16 protein-coding genes and 1 pseudogene are annotated in these 17462 nt (G+C 36.2%); 11 read left to right on the forward strand and 6 right to left on the reverse strand.

Translation table 11 applies throughout. The annotated features are described in order from the left end of the window. Window positions 1-311: 311 nt before the first annotated feature. A complete protein-coding gene (locus tag KW850_RS10240) occupies window positions 312-809 on the forward strand; it encodes an acyl-CoA thioesterase (RefSeq protein ID WP_218347460.1) in 498 nt (165 codons plus the stop codon). Between the two features lie 404 nt (window positions 810-1213). Then, window positions 1214-1387, forward strand: a complete 174-nt coding sequence (locus KW850_RS10245) for an SH3 domain-containing protein (RefSeq protein ID WP_308128783.1) — start codon at window positions 1214-1216, stop codon at window positions 1385-1387. A gap of 1268 nt (window positions 1388-2655) precedes the next feature. Here the strand turns inward: KW850_RS10245 and KW850_RS33330 are convergent. Next, window positions 2656-3126 carry a Gp49 family protein gene (locus tag KW850_RS33330; RefSeq protein ID WP_256358184.1) on the reverse strand — a complete coding sequence of 157 codons (471 nt, stop codon included), beginning with the start codon at window positions 3124-3126 and terminating at the stop codon, window positions 2656-2658. A 139-nt stretch (window positions 3127-3265) separates the two neighbouring features. Between KW850_RS33330 and KW850_RS34250 the strand changes: the two are divergent. Both KW850_RS34250 and KW850_RS10255 read left to right on the forward strand, forming a co-directional pair. Beyond that, a pseudogene (locus KW850_RS34250) lies at window positions 3266-3427 on the forward strand (tyrosine-type recombinase/integrase); the annotation flags it as partial. A gap of 15 nt (window positions 3428-3442) precedes the next feature. After that, window positions 3443-4198: a tyrosine-type recombinase/integrase gene (locus KW850_RS10255; protein ID WP_218347461.1), complete on the forward strand. Its 756-nt coding sequence runs from the start codon at window positions 3443-3445 to the stop codon at window positions 4196-4198. Window positions 4199-4868: 670 nt separating this feature from the next. Here KW850_RS10255 and KW850_RS10260 read toward each other — a convergent pair. After that, a complete protein-coding gene (locus KW850_RS10260; RefSeq protein WP_218347462.1) occupies window positions 4869-5087 on the reverse strand; it encodes a hypothetical protein in 219 nt (72 codons plus the stop codon). A gap of 282 nt (window positions 5088-5369) precedes the next feature. Beyond that, complete coding sequence (locus KW850_RS34255; protein ID WP_218347518.1) at window positions 5370-5570, reverse strand: TrmO family methyltransferase domain-containing protein; 201 nt, start codon at window positions 5568-5570, stop codon at window positions 5370-5372. A gap of 273 nt (window positions 5571-5843) precedes the next feature. Here KW850_RS34255 and KW850_RS10270 point away from each other — a divergent pair, with 273 nt between their 5' ends. Genes KW850_RS10270 through KW850_RS10280 form a run of 3 tightly spaced genes read left to right on the forward strand, consistent with a single transcriptional unit; the run spans window position 5844 to window position 11672 of the window. Continuing rightward, a complete protein-coding gene (locus tag KW850_RS10270; protein WP_218347463.1) occupies window positions 5844-8603 on the forward strand; it encodes a DNA methyltransferase in 2760 nt (919 codons plus the stop codon). Further along, a complete protein-coding gene (locus tag KW850_RS10275) occupies window positions 8600-10531 on the forward strand; it encodes a DEAD/DEAH box helicase (protein WP_218347464.1) in 1932 nt (643 codons plus the stop codon). Before KW850_RS10270 ends, KW850_RS10275 begins: the two co-directional genes overlap by 4 nt. After that, a complete protein-coding gene (locus KW850_RS10280; RefSeq protein ID WP_218347465.1) occupies window positions 10518-11672 on the forward strand; it encodes a GIY-YIG nuclease family protein in 1155 nt (384 codons plus the stop codon). Before KW850_RS10275 ends, KW850_RS10280 begins: the two co-directional genes overlap by 14 nt. 87 nt (window positions 11673-11759) lie before the next feature. On the opposite strand, the gene KW850_RS10285 is transcribed toward KW850_RS10280, so the two are convergent. After that, a complete protein-coding gene (locus KW850_RS10285) occupies window positions 11760-12203 on the reverse strand; it encodes a hypothetical protein (protein WP_218347466.1) in 444 nt (147 codons plus the stop codon). A gap of 385 nt (window positions 12204-12588) precedes the next feature. Between KW850_RS10285 and KW850_RS10290 the strand changes: the two genes are divergently transcribed. Continuing rightward, window positions 12589-13056 (forward strand): hypothetical protein, encoded by a 468-nt coding sequence (locus KW850_RS10290; RefSeq protein WP_218347467.1) that lies wholly within the window; start codon window positions 12589-12591, stop codon window positions 13054-13056. A 337-nt stretch (window positions 13057-13393) separates the two neighbouring features. On the opposite strand, the gene KW850_RS10295 is transcribed toward KW850_RS10290, so the two are convergent. Further along, complete coding sequence (locus KW850_RS10295; protein ID WP_218347468.1) at window positions 13394-14008, reverse strand: recombinase family protein; 615 nt, start codon at window positions 14006-14008, stop codon at window positions 13394-13396. Window positions 14009-14213: 205 nt separating this feature from the next. Next, window positions 14214-14822 carry a RadC family protein gene (radC, locus tag KW850_RS10300; RefSeq protein WP_218347469.1) on the reverse strand — a complete coding sequence of 203 codons (609 nt, stop codon included), beginning with the start codon at window positions 14820-14822 and terminating at the stop codon, window positions 14214-14216. Window positions 14823-15317: 495 nt separating this feature from the next. Between radC and KW850_RS10305 the strand changes: the two genes are divergently transcribed. From KW850_RS10305 to KW850_RS10315, 3 genes are all read left to right on the forward strand, one after another. After that, complete coding sequence (locus KW850_RS10305; protein WP_218347470.1) at window positions 15318-15611, forward strand: helix-turn-helix domain-containing protein; 294 nt, start codon at window positions 15318-15320, stop codon at window positions 15609-15611. A 19-nt stretch (window positions 15612-15630) separates the two neighbouring features. Next, on the forward strand, window positions 15631-15849 hold the full coding sequence (locus tag KW850_RS10310) for a hypothetical protein (protein ID WP_218347471.1): 219 nt from the start codon (window positions 15631-15633) through the stop codon (window positions 15847-15849). 568 nt (window positions 15850-16417) lie between these two features. Further along, window positions 16418-17323 carry a replication/maintenance protein RepL gene (locus KW850_RS10315; protein WP_218347472.1) on the forward strand — a complete coding sequence of 302 codons (906 nt, stop codon included), beginning with the start codon at window positions 16418-16420 and terminating at the stop codon, window positions 17321-17323. Window positions 17324-17462 lie beyond the last annotated feature (139 nt).

Here is a 17462-nt window from a genome sequence, read left to right on the forward strand (position 1 = left end):
ACTTTTATTGGAATTGTTGGGGCTTGGGCAACTTATGTTGGAATGGCAAAACTAGAAAGTACATGAGGTGGATTGATCCTTTCAAAAGTCATTTTTGTTTTTTGCACTTGACTTCATTTCCAACGCCCCAATAATTCTGAAGGGAGTTACTCGTTGGTTTAATAATTTTCAAAGTAACATAACTGTCCAGGAGTGAAATCCAGAATCTTTATTATTAGAAGAAGAAAAGCTTAGAGGATGAACTTTTTAAAGAAAATTCTCGGAGCGTTTGCAATATAGTGCCAGATGTCTGGATAAATAGGGGGAATTTGATGGAAGCAAAGTTTTGTAGAGAGTCCAGAGTTATACGAACAAGTCGTGTATTTCCAAATGACGTAAACAATCACAATACATTATTTGGGGGACGATTAATGAGTGATGTGGACCAGGTAGCGTCGATTTCCGCAGCTCGTCATAGTCGCAGGGAATGTGTAACTGCCTCAACCGATTCAGTAGACTTTTTATGTCCCATTCATACATCAGATTCGGTTTGTTTTGAATCCTATGTGACATGGACAGGTACATCATCCATGGAGGTTTTTGTAAAGATTATTGCTGAAGATTTAAAAAGTGGTGAACGTAGAATTGCAGCTACTGCTCTATTAACGTTTGTTGCACTTGATCAGCATAAACGTCCAGCACATGTTCCAGAGGTCATTCCTGAAACTGGAGAAGAGAAAAAATTGCATGAATCCGCACCGGACCGAGCAATAATGCGCAAGGATCGTAAACAAAAGAGCAAAGAATTAGCTGCTTTCTTAACACACTAATTATAGATTAATAACTTAGGGAAATAGTCACGTTAAAAAAAATGAAACCTCATTAATCTTGAATAAGTCTCATGACACAGCCAACGAGAGGGATAAAAATGAGAAAAGTGAAAGACTGAGACCATACCGCACAAACTAGTCTATAAACTAAAATCACGTGAAGGTCCAGAAAGATATTTTAATTTAAAATAGCTGTTTTTTCATTTTTCACCCCTAAATGTACGGAAAAGAATGAACTGTATTGCCGTTTAAATTGAATTTCAATGTGTAAGGTGATACACGTAGAAGGACCGGTACTGCCACATTTTCCAATGACTTGCCCCTGTTTAACCTGTTCCACCGCTGTACCATATTTGTGACAAAAAGAATTAATTTTAAATAAGGAATATGAAGAAGGCGGAAATATTCGTGAAGCTCCCAGATTAACCGCTCCCCGTCTCTACACTATTACAAATGGAGAATTCATGAACTTTTTGAATGAAGAACAAGTAGATTCCAAAGGAATTAAGTGGCAAAAAGTTCAAACCGAAAACGGGATTGAAGGCTGGATTTCAGCCTTGATTGTCAAGGAAAAATAATAAAATGAGAGGGATGTAACCAGCGTGGTACCGATCACTTCCCTGTTAAACCATAAAAAGAGTGGTATGATGTACTCTTTCCCTCAAACAAAAAAACATTCACAAACATTGAGAAAACAACATTTGTGAATGTTTAGTGTTATTAAGGAAGTCTTTCTCCCGCTGAACTTAACATCAATCGTGTTCAGCGGGACTACGTGGAAATCGAACCCACCAGACTTGGCACGCAGGTCTCAAGCAGTTTTGAAGTTTGCTGGTACCTGTTTTTCTAGTATCTTGATGTACCCTCAAGACTTGATAAATCAAGCTTTCATGCTATCTAGTTTTTTCTTGTGATTCGTAATTTTAATAATTTGGGCACCAAGCATGGCACCAAAGCACATAGTTAAATGGTATAAATAAACGATTATCCTTTTATGAAATCCATTCTATTATTGATTTCTTTTAGGTCATGTAGGTCAACAAGGACCTTTATAATATGAAATGAAACTAAAAGATTACATGGTAATCTGCACGAATATGTGTAGTTTTGAATATCCATAAAATTAGGAAGTACATCAATCAAAACTAAAGGAATCCTTAAAAGAAGCCTTATTACTTCGGACATTAATCAAGGCAAAGACTAATTCTAACAAACATTGAGTATTACTCACGTTAATTAATTTGCTTATTAAACAACAATCACAAAAACCCTAGAAGCGTTAATATAACGCAGTTTCTAGGTTTTTTTTATTCTATCATTGCTTTGTTAGAAATTTGTATTCTCCCCAAATTAAATGGGGCCTTTTAGGGGGGAAGTTTTAACAAAATTATTCAAGTGGACAGACGCATACTATTAAGTAAAAATCCACTAAAATCCAGTAGGTTTAGCAACAAAATAAAAAAGAAATGGCCCAAATAATATAAGGGCTTAAAAATTAATATTCAGTCAAGGGAAGGGTACGAAACTGTAACCTCAACCGCCGTCAATAACGGTATGACACTGTTACCCATTGTCAGCGGATAATTCAAATGTCACAAGGCTCTAATTCAGTGCTTCTCATGGATAATATAAAGGTCTTAGGTGGTCCTGGCTTATAAATGGCATAAGCAAATTTTCTCATTTTGGACTTTTCAACCATCTCTGTACTTTTTGTGTATCGTTTTAACATATCCTTCTTTTCAAGAATTTCTGGTTGTAGCTTTTTTATTACATTTCTATTTTCATTAACCGCTTCATCATAATCAACTTTAGAAATTTTTTATTTTCCTTTTTCAGCTCAGCAATTTTATTTTCCCTGATTCTTATTACTTGACTGTATCGCTAGACTTTGAGTTTTGTAAGCTTCAAGCTCACTAATTTTATGTTTAATCCGTTCCAAACAAATCTGAGTGTTTGTTTCTTTGTTATAGGATGCCTCATCTACACTGGATATAGATTCGGTGATGATAAACCCATTGGGCAGCTTGACTGCAACCATTGTGCATCTTCCAAAAGCCTTAACAACTTTAATCTGAGATTTTTCGATCATTTCATTGATATCCGCTGGTACGCTATGATTTATCATTAGTGCCTTTGCTTGTTGTTTCGCAATAAAGGAATAATCTGAAATTGGTTCAAATGCCATTTCAAAGGCTTGCACTGTTGTTTCAATGACCTCATCATTGTTGATATCCCTAACCTTCACTTTCCCATTCGCTGTGATTTCCAACAATTCCATTACACTATCTGGCGACCCTTTCACTTGGTATATCTTCAAGCTCTTTCCCTCCACCATGCCTTTTTAAATAAGATTCCGTTAAACTAGTCTATTCAGCATGTAGAAAAGCTGTGAAACTTGAAAAAAAGATACTTTTTTCATGTTAATTCTTCCTCTATAAACTTTTTACAACTGGTTAATCTGTTGGGTAGCATACCTATCCTATTGGCTTAAAAATTATGCGAGGACGAACACGAAGCCTAAGACATATGCCGAATATGAAAAGATCATAAAAACTCATCTCCAACAGTCTCTAGGACATATTCAACTCCGCGAATTGAAAAGCACCCAATTACAAAACTATTATAAAGAGAGGTTGAACGGTTTATCTGCTCAATCTGTAACCCACCACCATCGTGTTCTATCAAAAGCTCTAAATGATGCCATTGACTGGGAATTCATCGAGAAGAATGTGGCAAAAGGGGCCAAACCACCTAAGCCATTGAAACGGGAAATGAATACTTTCACCGTCGAACAACTCAATTTACTTCTAAAGACGGCAAAGGAAAAAACACCCGTGTTCTACCCCATTATCTATGCTGCCACCCACACTGGAATGCGAAAAAGCGAGTTAATTGGGTTGACTTGGAAGAAAGTGGACTTTCACACGCAAAGGCTTTATATCCGGCAGACCATTACAGAAGCCAATGGCAAATATTTTTTCAATTCTATTCCTAAGAACGAAAAACCAAGAGGGATCAAGTTAACGGCAGAACTGGAAAAGTTATTAACATCACTCAATGAGGAACATGACAATCAGAAAAGAATACTAGGGGATAGCTTAAATCCTTATGATCTGGTCTTTTGCAACACCAAAGGGAACATCATAGCCCCATCTGAAATTTCAAGAGCCTTAAAAAGAGCCATAAAAGCTGCCTATCTTCCAGATATTCTGTTTCATGATTTACGCCATTCTCATGCAACCATCCTACTTCAAGCCAATGTTCACCCAAAAATCGTGAGTGCCCGTTTAGGACATTCCAAAATTCAAGTAACCATGGACACCTATTCGCACCTGACGGATTCCATAGAGGGGATTGCGGTAGACACCTTAGATACTCTACTTGATTAGGTAAAGAAGGCACAAAAGGAAGAATGGCACTTTTTGGGCACTTGGCAATAAAAAAAGACCGAGTGCCCTCAGATCTATGTAATAAAAGAATTCGTTAGAACCCTTGATATAACTGGATTGGCGGGACTGCGTGGGAATCGAACCCACCAGACCTGGCACGCAGGTCTCAAGCAGTTTTGAAGACTGTGTCATTAATCCAGATGGAAACAACATTGTAAGAAAGCCGTCAAATCAACGTTTATCTTCATTCCCCAACAGGTTTATCAAGGTATTCTGTTCAGTTTTTCCGTAGTCGCTACAGTTTTATTATAGTTTTCTTTACATACGATGTGCAATACAAAAAATGCATGAACGATTTATTGTTGTGTACATAGGTGTATCGCCATACATTAAATATGATACATTGAAAAAGGCTGTATTTGGAAAAAAATGCTATTTACCTGGCATTATGTTTTTATATATAAAATGAGCCTAAAATAAACAAGGAATAATAACGTGCATATTTTGGGCTCCTAAATTGTTATCGTTAATTCATTAAAGCCCCTATAGTTTAGTGAAGAGTTTCACAAATATGCCTAAATTAGCATATGAGGCTCTAAAATTGACCTGTATTTTTTGAACTAGAACCTACTAGGTTATCAGTAATAGTAACAGCCTTCTTTAAAATAATTTATTCTGTTTCAAACTCAATGTCTAAATTTGGTCTCTTAAGTTTGAATTTAACTTTTTTATTTTTTAGGATATAAAGACCCCCTAAGATCCCTCCTATACCTAATGCCATTTCAGGGTGTTTCTTTATCGCATCCCCAAATGCTTTACCTACTTCACCGACGGCTACTCCTACATCCTTCTTTTCAACATTAGAAAAAACTTTGTTTAATTCTGACATTTCTATACCACTCCTTCTTTATCATTTAGATATATCTAATATAACATTTTAAATAGTTTTAATAGTAAGAATTATGATTGTATAAACTTTTAATATCAATAAATGAATACGTTTATATATCATGAAAGTTTCACACCTTGTTGCGCAAACTGCCCTCTAGTGAAATAAGAAATTGTTAAACAGCTACTAAGCAATGTTATTTTTAGAAGTAATCCTTCATTAATTTATTCATCCAATCAGGAACTTGAGCATTATCTCCAATATCAAAGGCAGGTAAATGGTTTAATATGTTCCATTGATCGCATCTAATCCTGTTACAGTTATAAAATTCCCTTGAATTGTTTCGAGCTTAACTACTGCTATACCAATAGGATTGGGACGGTATTGTTCTCTGTGCGAAGCAGCACTTCTCTTCCGAATCCATAATTCCTCTTGGCTGTCTCTTCCACTTTTCTTGACAGTTATCTCTAAGTTAATCCAGATAAAATATTATAATTGCATGGGAATAAAATAAATTTTTGCCTGATTTAATAGGGATTTACAAGTTATAGGAAGGTTAATTTTAGATAAAAATTAATTGGTTCCCCACCAAAAATTGGTGTGGTTGAAAAAAAACGCTTTTATCATTTAGTGATAAAGGCAATTTTTTGTTAGCTATTAAAAAAAATATCACTTCTCCACCTATGAATAATAGAAACCCGTACAAATTTTGTTATAATTGTTCTTATACTAGCTGATTAAAGGACTGTGGACCTAATGCCAAAGAAAAATTTATTATCTATAACGGAAATCGAAGATAGAGCTAAAACAATAATTGAAAATTTAAATGAAGAAACTTTTATTGAAGAGTTTTTAGGACTTTTTGATATTCCTAAAACAAGTATCACACGTGCAAGATCAAGTGAAGGTGATTTTTTGATACGAAATAAAGTTCGTTATCGAAGGGTTGAAAATAATCCACTACGCGCTATTGATGAAATCGAGCAGGAAATTGTATCTCAAAATCAAAAACCTCGCTATCTTATCACAACTGATTTTGAAATGCTTTATGCAAAAGATACAAAAACAAATGATTCACTTGCCATTCACTTTGAAGATTTACCAACTTCTGCAGAGTTTTTCCTTGCATGGAATGGGATTGAGAAAGTAGATTACCAAAAAGAAAACCCAGCGGATATTAAGGCTGCGGAGCGTTTCACAAAACTTTATGATGAATTGGTCAGAATCAATCCAGAGCTTGCAAAAGAGGAAGCTGACGGCAAATCCTTTAACCTTTTTCTAATTCGTTCACTTTTCTTGTACTTCTCTGAAGATACAGAAATTATCACTAAAGGCTCTTTTACTAATATCCTTAAAACAAGAACTGAAATCGATGGAAGTAATCTAAATTCGGTCATCAAAGAATTATTTTTAATTTTAGATGTGCCCGAAAACCAAAGACACGATACGCCTGAATGGTTGAAAGAATTTCCATACGTTAATGGTAAACTTTTCAAAGAACCACATCATGACTTAAACTTCAACACTTTTACCCGAAAACTACTCATCGAAGCAGGCGAATTGCTTAACTGGAATGAAATCAATCCTGATATTTTGGGAGCAATGATTCAATCTGTTGCAAACAAAGAAGAACGTCAAGTTTCAGGCATGCACTACACAAGCGTGCCGAATATCATGAAAGTGATTAAGCCGCTGTTTTTGGATAATCTCCAAGCTGAATACCAACGTTTATCAGAACGAGCAGATGATTATCTTGAGCGTGAGATTACTGAGGAACAACGTCGCAAGCAACAACGTGATATTATCAATCAGTTTGAAACCTTGATTGAGCGCATGAGCAAAATCAAATTCTTAGACCCAGCTTGTGGATCAGGTAATTTTTTGATTATCGCCTATAAGGAACTCCGTCGACTTGAAATCGACTGTCTTGTTAAAACAAGAGAAGTACGAGAATCTCTGAATGAGAAAGATGTTTATCAAGGTAGTCTTCTTAAACAATCCAAAATTAAACTCAATCAATTTTCAGGAATAGAACTGGATGACTTTGCGCACGAAGTTGCACGGCTCTCTCTATATATCGCCGAGCACCAGATGAATGTCGAGATGACCGCAGCACTTGCAGACTATCAGCCACGGATTCTGCCATTACAAGAATCGGGAAATATCGTGCATGCCAATGCCTTGCGTGTGGATTGGAATGAAGTTGTGACTCATGAATCTAATGACGAAATCTATATTATGGGGAATCCGCCGTATATTGCTGCGAAAGGTACGAATCACAGAACGGAGTCTCAAACTCAAGATTTATTGTTTGCTATTTATCCAAATGACTTTAGAATAGTTGATTATATTTTTGGTTGGTTCTTTAAAGCTTCAAAGTTAATTCAAAATCAAAGGGCAAAATATGCCTTTGTAACTACAAACTCACTATTTCAAGGAATTCAAGCGATAAAGGTGCAAGAACATATTCTTACAGGCCTTGAGATTTTTTATGCTTATCCTTCAATAAAATGGAGCAATAAGGCTAAAAATAATGCTGGAGTAATTGTCTCAATCGTGGGGATTTCAAATATTGATAGCAATATGAAAAAACTATACACAGATGATGACTTTAAGGAAGTTGATTCAATAAATGCTTATTTAGGAACTGAGGATGGAATAAGAGTCTCAAAAACACGGGAATTAAATTCTAGTTTACCTTATCAGATGGAATTAGGGAGCGCTGGTTATGAAGGAAATAATTTGATTTTTTCGATATCTGAATACGAGAATATTATAGCCGAATATCCAAATTCAGCAGTTTTTTTCAAAAAATTTATTAATGCAAAGGACTTAGTAAACGATAAGTATTCCTATGTAGTATGGATAAACGACAATCAGCTAGAAGAGGCAGAAAAAATACCCGAATTATCTCGTAGATTTGAATTAGTGAAGAAATTTCGTCAAGAAGGAGGTACAACTGCAAAGTCATCAGTATCAACCTATTGGAAATTTTCACAAATTAGATACAAAGATTTACCTGCAATCGTAATTCCTGTTATCAATTCGGAAAAAAGAGACTACATGTGTGGAACTTATTCTGATTCCAATATTGTTTTTTCAAATCAACTCTATCTTATCTACGGCGCCCCAATCTGGCTCCTCGGCATCCTAGAATCTCGGATGCATATGACTTGGTTCCGCGCAGTTAGTGGAAGACTGAAAACGGATTATCGCTATTCCGCAGGTATGGTTTACAATACATTCCCAATTCCCAACCTTTCAACAAATCGTAAAAATATTCTTGAAGAAGCCGTTTTAGAGATGCTGGATGTCCGTGAAGAAGAAGGGGGTACTCTTGCTGAGCTTTATGGCGGTGCAAATAAACCAATGAACGCAAGATTACGCGAAGCACACGAAAAAATTGACGGCATTGTGGAGCGCGCTTATAAGCAAGAACCTTTCAAATCCGATAAGGAACGATTGAGTGTATTGTTGAAACTTTATCAAGAAATGGTAAGTGAGGAGAAAAAATGACATCAAATATTTTTGAAATTAATTATAATGGTACTGGACAAAGCCAAAATACAAATGCATTAGGGATGCGTGAGATGCAGGCACGTGTCTATGAGAAACGTTCCTCACAATATCTATTAGTTAAGGCTCCCCCTGCATCAGGGAAATCACGAGCTTTGATGTTTGTAGCTTTAGATAAGCTCACAAATCAAGGTATAAAAAAAGCAATTATTGCAGTTCCAGAACGTTCGATTGGGAAATCCTTCCAAACCACAGAGCTAGCAAAATTCGGCTTCTTCTCTGATTGGGTTATTAATCCAAAAAACAATCTCACGGAACGTGGAACAAGTGAAAGTAAAGTGTCGCAGTTTGTTAATTTTATTCGTTCAACAAACTCAGTAGATAATATTATGATTTGCACCCACGCCACTTTACGTTTTGCTTTTGAGAAATTGAATGATTCGGACTTTGACAATGCTTTACTTGCCATTGATGAATTTCATCATGTATCACAAGATGATAATTCAGTTCTTGGTAATGCGATGCGTAATATTATGGGAAATTCTTCTGCTCATATCGTTGCGATGACTGGCTCTTACTTTCGCGGTGATTCAGTCCCGATTCTGGAGCCTACTGACGAGCAAAAGTTTGATAAGGTAACTTATACTTATTATGAACAACTTGAAGGTTATAAATATCTAAAGAGTTTTGCCATGGGCTATAGCTTCTATCAAGGTCGCTATACTGATGCACTTTCAGAAGTTTTAGATACTACAAAGAAAACAATTATTCATATTCCAAATGTAAATTCTGGCGAATCTACCAAAGATAAATATGATGAAGTTGACCGTATTCTGGAAGAATTAGGTGATGCAAAATTTGATGAAAATACAGGACTTTGGCTAGTAACTGAAGAATCTGGACGAGTTTTAAAAATTGCGGATTTGGTTAATGAAGGAGGTCGTGAAAAAGTTCAAGAATATATCCGAAATATGTCTGAACTTGATGACTTGGATATTATCATTGCGCTTGGTATGGCAAAAGAGGGATTTGACTGGCCATTCGCAGAATATGCTTTAACAATTGGTTATCGTAATTCATTAACTGAAGTTGTGCAAATTATTGGGCGCGTGACTCGTGATAGTTCAAATAAAACTCATGCACAATTTACCAATTTAATTGCTCAACCAGATGCTCAAGATGATGAGGTCATGTTTGCGGTTAATAATGTCATGAAGGCAATCACTGCAAGTCTTTTGATGGAATCTGTATTAGCTCCAAACTTTAACTTTAAGCGTAAAGATAATGATGACCAAAAATCAAAAGGAACAGATATTTTCATCAAAGGCTTAAAAGAGCCAAGTACTGAGCGTTCAAAAAATATTATTCAAAACGATTTGAATGATTTGAAAGCGACTATTTTACAAGACAGTCAAATTCAGCAAGCTATTGCTGCTGGCGTCGATGCAAAAGTGATTAATAAACAACTTATACCGCGTGTGATAATGAATACCTATCCTGATTTGTCAAATGATGAGACTGAAGAAGTTCGTCAGCACTTAGTAGCACAAACTGTCATTAAGTCTGCGGAACGTGAAGAAGGAACAGGCGGAAATCAATTTCTTAGAATGGCGAATAAGTTTATAAATATTGATGAAATTGCCATTGATTTGATTGATGAAGTGAATCCTTTCCAGCGTGCTTATGAGATTATTTCAAAGGAAATTGATGCACCAACTTTACGCTTTATCCAAGATTATATGGATGGTATAAAATTTACTTTTTCTGAAGATGAATTAGTTATGTTGTATCCTCAAGTTGTTCAATTTAAAAATGAAAATGGTAGAATTCCAGATAAGTCTAGTTCAGACCAATACGAGCAAAGATTAGCCTATGCTTTATTACGTTTGGAGCAACTAAGGAGAGAAAGACAAGATGGACAAGCTTAATCTTGATGATATTTTTTCAGACCCAATTTTTGATGAACTAATAGCTGAAACTCCTAAGAAACAAGTTAAGCGAATTGATCCAGAATTTGAAAAATTTCAAGAGATTATCGAATGGATAAAAAATCATGATGGAAAAGAACCAGAAAAATCTCGTGATATGACCGAAAGAAAATTATTTTCCAGACTTAAAGGCTATCGTGACAAGCCAGAAATGATAAAGAAGCTCGCTGAGATTGATGAACTTAACTTGCTTGATAGCCAAAATACGGTTTTAGAAAATACGATAAAAAGTCCAAAATCTCTTGTTGATATTCTTAATGATGACACACTTTTCGAGAAAAAAGATAAAGTTGATTCACTGCTTGACTTGTCAAGATATAAAAGAACAATTAGTGCAGCTGATAAATACAGCGTTCGGAAACGAGCTATCCATTTCGAACGATACGAACCACTATTTAAGCTTGTTCAAAAAGAAATTGCAAATGGCACTCGAAAAATAATTCCTGTTGATACTGAAAACAACATTTTACCAGGTAAATTTTATATTGATAATGGGATTCTGCTTTACGTTCTATCCGTAGGTAATTATTATGAAGATAAACATGGTAAGCGTAACGCAAAGCTTCATCTTATTTATGAAAATGGAACTGAAAACAAAGGAATATTACTGAGATCATTTGCATCAAATCTCTTTGATAAAACTCGTCATGGTCGAATGGTAACCGAAGTAATGAGTGATGTTATGGGAGAAACAACCGTTGAAGAAAGAGCTGCTGAATATCTGACTACGGGCTATATTTATGTAGTAAAATCACTTAGTTCGAATCCTGAAATATCAAAATTTCAAAATCTTTATAAGATTGGTTTTGCTAGTGGGAGTGTTGAAAAACGCATTAGTAATGCTGAAAATGAAGCCACTTATCTTTACGCACCTGTGAAAATTGTTGCAACATGGGAAGTTCAAAACTTTAGTGGTCGAAAATTAGAAACATTCATTCATCATAGATTTGCAGATAAGCAATTACAAATCTCTGTTCCAACAGCAAATGGGAAAATTGAAAATCCGAAAGAATGGTATATAGTTTCTTTGGATGAAATTGAAGCAAATATAAATGATGTTATTGTGAAATTGAACAGTTAATTCAAATTTATGATAGTTGTTAAAGCATCTTTGCCATATGGTGATGATGCTTTTTTATATATTTAATTTAGCTTTTTCTAGTATTCCTCACGAAATCCTTCTTTGCTTTTTGGATGGCTGTACTAGCTCTGTTCCCCGCCACCCCCTGTACCATCTAGTTATAATGGTCTTATAAGGAATGCCGTATATTTCAGCCCATTCAATAAGAGGTTTTGTAACTCCATTTAATTCTGCATACTTGGTATCCCGTTTGTTTCTGCATTGTTCACGCAGTTCTATCCATTTACAATTAGAAGGTTCGTAATTTCCATTTACATCAATACGCTCCAGACTCAAACCCTCTTGGTAGCCATTGTCAATTGCCCAGCTATAAAAGTTCATGAAGTCAGTTCGCCATTCATGACAGATTGATATTCCTCGTCCTCCATAATTATGGTAGTTGGATGCATTTGGATTAGTGCACCTATCTATAACTTTTCTCCATAATCCATGTATCCGTGTTTTTGATAAGCCATGTTTAAATAATCCCATTGTGACAGACCTCCGTTGAAATGGTTTAATGAAAAATAACCAGTTCAATAAAAAAGGTCAAGTAATTTTTGTAGTTTTTATTTGTTAAAAGGTTAATAAGTGTCCAAAATTTTTTATATTATTTTCGCTTCTTTTTTAATGGCTTATTCCTCCTAGACGGAGCGGCGAATAACCTTTGTAAATAAAGTGCTAACCAAATTAAATAAGCTCTTTAACCATTGGTATTATTACATTCATGATTAAAGGACATTTTTAATTTTATTATTTTAGGTGTAAGGCAAGAAAAAAACAAAAAAAGTCATATAAAAAAACAGTTAATTTTCCCCATATAACTTGTAAAAAGTGGTATAATTACTCATATTTTGTCATTTAAGGGGGAATAAAAGTGGAAACATCTATTTCAGAAAACCAAACATCACCTGATGTAAAGAAAAAGCCACATATTAAGTGGTTGATTGGTGGAATTTTAGCTGATATTACTATAATTATTATTCTAGTAATGATGGATGCAACAATTTTCCGTTTTTTGGATTTTGGCTTTATAGCAAACTTACATGATTCACCCGTTGGTAAATTAAAGTTTTTCTTTGTTGTTTTAAGTATAATTGCCCTTATTTTTCATGTTTTGCGGCCTAATTTGCTTAATTGGATTATGGTCCCAATTTTATTATTTATGGGTTTTAGATTTAAACATTTATTAGGTCCTATATCTTCTGATGTATCTAATACTGATTATGCTATAATAGCAGATAATTTTTCTCCGTACAAAGGACTGGAACTGTATCCATTTGTAATTGGATTCATATTCATAATCGTTGTTGTATGCAAGATGGTTTCTGGAAGAGAAAAGTAGGATAAAGGGGCTGTCCAGAAAGTCGTATTTTCAACTTCTGGGATGCCCCTTTTGTGTTTCAATACTTTGATATATCAACACGCTCGATTATTAGATTTGAGGAGATGTCCACTTTTCGGACAGCCCCTTTTTATAAATTCCTACTCATACTGATTTTCCTATATAGGGCTATAACTGCTTGATTTTGGCTTTCCCAGGCTTCATTCCTTAAAGATGGTATTTTGTAATCCCTTTCCATTTCCTCCATTAAACTAGCCAATCTGCGGCTTCTGAATGGCTCATTTACTTGTCCATGAATGATTTTCCTCATAATCCTTATTAATTTGGCTTAACGTCCTCATGCTCCGTGCTCCTCTGCTTCAATTTCCTTCACCAGCTTATAAAAGGTAGTGCGTTTCATTCCTGCTTCATCTATGGCAGCGGTGGCGGTGATTTCTCCTGCTTTCCACTTTCCGTATGCTTGGTAAAACTCATTTGTTGGTTCTGCTTTCGGTCTGCCAAATTGAGTACCATTCTTTAAAGCTACGTCAATTCCTTCACGCTGCCTTTTTCTTATACGTTCCCGTTCCTCGTCTGCCATCCATGAAAGGATTTGTAAAACAAGGTCGGATATAAATGTTCCCATACTGTCTTTATGCTTGGTAGTGTCCAGCAGCGGCATATCCAAAACAATAATATCTGCTTTGATCTCCTTGGTGATGTGCTGCCATTCGTTGAGTATATCCTCTTTGTTCCTTCCGAAGCGGTCTAATGAATGAATATAGAGAATGTCTCCTTCACGCAAACATTGCTTTAATGCCTGGTACTTCTCACGATTGAAGTCCTTTCCGCTCTGTTTGTCGGTGAAAATATCTCTTTCCTCAATACCTTGTGCCTTCATGGATTCCATTTGCCTGCCTTCGTTTTGGTCTTTGCTGCTTACTCGTACATAGCCAAACTTTTTACTGTTCAATTTCTTTTCCTCCCAATATTTCATATTGATTTAAATAAACAGTTCGTAAATGTATTTATGACTAAGTGAATATTCGTAAAGTATTTTTGAACATTAAAGAACAAGAAAAATGCTGTTTTTACATGCCTTCTTAACTGTTCGCAAAAGTATACTTAAATGAACAAACAAAAAGAGGACAACCATTTCAGGCCGTCCCCACCGCTATTTATAGGTATCCTTTTTCCTTTAAGCTGATGAATTTTTCATGGCCTATGATTACGTGGTCAAGGAGTTCTATGCCAACTATTTTTCCTACCTCTACAAGACGCTTGGTCACCTCTATGTCTTCTCTTGATGGTGCTGGCTGCCCTGATGGGTGATTATGAGCAACTATAGCACTGGCGCAATATCTTTTTATTAATGGAAGGAAAGTCTCCCTTGGATGCACGATGGATGCATTTAAAGAACCAGTGAAAACTGTTTGTCTAAACATTACTTCGTTCTTGGTGTTCAGTCCTAAGCAAACGAATTCTTCACGATGCAAGTACTGCATATCTTTAAGGTAATTATAAGCATCCTCTGGGCTCCTTATGGCAAAGCGTTCTTCGGCTGTACTTGGATTTAACCTAGCTAGCTTCAATGCAGCTATAATTTGTTGAGCCTTTACTTTGCCGACACCTTTTATTGATAGTAGTTCTTCCTCGGTAACATCCAATAACTCTTGGATGGATGGGAAGCGGTTAAAAATTTCACTAACGATATAGCTGTCGTTCTTTTCTCGAATAGTGATCGCTAATAAATATTTAAAAGTTAATTTATCGAATTGAGTTGTCATTAGTAATTCCTCCAATTATTGAAATAAAAAAAGGAGAGACGAATGTACGCCTCTCCCATTGATTGATATAATTTTTTTCTGTATGATGTACTTAATTGGTAATTGATGAGTCCGTTCAGGCGGCTCATCTTTTTTTGTGCATACAAAGAGCCCTTGAATGCAATCCGCACTCTAAGGGCTTCATTTAATGCTCTTTATAGCTAACATATACTTTCCTCCATAATCAGATATCCTTCACACGCCTTTCACATTCAATTCACCTCCTTCGTTACATTTCCTTAAGTTTGTTAAAGCATCGCCCCCTTTCATTAATCAGTAAATATATATATTAAAGAAGTTTCAAAAAAGTAGAAAAAACTATTGATATTTCTTCGAGAAATGGTTTTGATGGTCTTGTCAAGGTACTAACAAGGCTCTCTCCTTGGTAAACCTCTTTTTAGCCGCTCTTAACGGGGCGGTGTTCCTGATAAATAAATCATAAAGGATTTGATAAATATGTATGTTAATCAAGCAATGCAAGAATTATTGGAGTTGGCAAACCTTAAGCAACCGATTATTGATGCTGCAAGCCTACCAATTCACCGTCAATTAAAGGTTAAAAGGATTCATGATGGTTTCAATCAAACCGAATTGGCTGCAATTCTTGGTATGGGAGTATCCACCCTTTCAGAGGTAGAGAACAACCGCCGCCGCATTCCTTACAAATACTTGGAGCGAGTAAAACAGTATCTTTACTGTGAAATGTATTATGACAAGGAATTTATCGGACCCGTTGAACAAGATTGGTAAGAAGAAAGGATGATAAACAATGACTGATTACAAACAGATAATCGAGCAATTGAAACAACAAAACATGAACCCCAATACATCTGAAAGCCAACGAGAAGCTAATAGCTTTCGTGTAAAGTGGTTAGAAATGCTTCATAAGGAAAAGCCAGCACCAACAAAGATAGTCTTCTATGATGCTGTACAACAACGCTTAGCACATGGATATTCCATAACTCCAAACAAGCTACTGCATGATTAATGGTTTTCCTTCCTATCAGGTTTGGCTCAGAGGTCGGGGTTTGGGGCAGAGCCCCAAGGTCTTAAATGAGCAAGGAATACCCTCCTGCGTTCTCGCTCCCCTCCCACCATTACACTGGAAAGCGACGATAAGCTTTATTAATGTCCTATCAGTGCGTGGTCGTCGGTAAGATGACCGCAATGGGTGGGAGTGGCATTGTCCAGGGCTCGCAAGAGAAGTTTTTCAGCGAAGCGTTTTGAAAAAGTTTTGCGACGTTAGGAGCAACCCTTGACGATGACATGGGTATGTGGCGGTCTTATCGCCTTTATGGTTTTTGGCGTGTGGAGTGCACAAGTGGCAACACGCTAAATAAGGAGCAGGGAGCATACTCCAAAAGCCGAAGGCTATATATAGACCATGGGTGGGCACCGAACGTTGTCGGAACCATTTACAGTTACATAATTGCTCAGAGAAATTTGTGCTATTTTTTTACCTATATAGTGAAATTATTTCTATTTATGCATAACATTTGTCGAAGCTTTATATGAATAACTGTACAAATACACAAATATAAAGGGGAAATATGGAAATGAGCAAGGCAAAATCATTCAAAATTTTGGAAGGTATTGAAAGCGGCTCTTTAACTCCTGAACAAGGACACGAACTGTTATACAGTGAGTATGAAATCATTAACAAGAAGCAAAGAGAAGGTCTGCGGAAGAAAGTTGCTCAAGAGAGTTACAGAGAGCAACAGAAAAATCGCCAGTTTATCATCTGTATCCATAAAGGGGTTAGTGAAGTAGCTAGCAAGCTTACTACTACACAGGCAGGTACATTGATGAGGCTTCTTCCATATATGCAATTCAAAAAAGATGGTCAACTAGTAAAGAACGGTAAGCCAATGACACTAGCTACAATGGCTAATTTGATTGGTAAGTCTGAGAGAACTACACGAGGAATCATCAAAGTGTTAATTGAGGTGGGTGCTCTTACAAACGAAGGTAACAACCGCTCACCTAAGTACGTGGTGAATCCCAAATGCCACATCATGGGTGAGATAGAGGGGAACATGGTGGACTTTACCCGCCTTTACAAGACAGAGGGAAAGCACTTAATGAATCTACTCAGCATTCAAGAGCAAGGGTTTGTGTACAAGTTGATACCTTTCATCAACTTTGAAACATCTTGGTTGGCGGAGAACCCAAGAGAACTGAATGGTGAGGAAGTCATCCCACTATCCAAGGAAAGAATGGCTGAACTCATGGGTGAGTCTATTGATACGGTAAACAGGCACTTGAAAAAGATGTGGGAGGTGGGCGTGGTAGATAAGTATGGAAGCCATGGTAAGGAAGGTTACTTATTCAACCCAGACTTACTACACAGAGGTCACAACAATAACAACTATTACGCAGCCAAGAACTTATTCAGATATAGCTTAGTAAAACAGGGGGAGTACGAACGGCATCTATCTAAGCAGTCAGGTTTCTTAAAGTAGCTTTTATGGATGAACAAATGCCGCAGTAGTAAACTGGTAACCCACCACTGCGGCTCACAAATCTTTTATTCATGGATTAACAACTGCGGGGTAGTAAACCACCCTCCACAAACCATATGGGTGAATAGATATCTAATTC

Source organism: Bacillus sp. sid0103 (assembly GCF_019219025.1).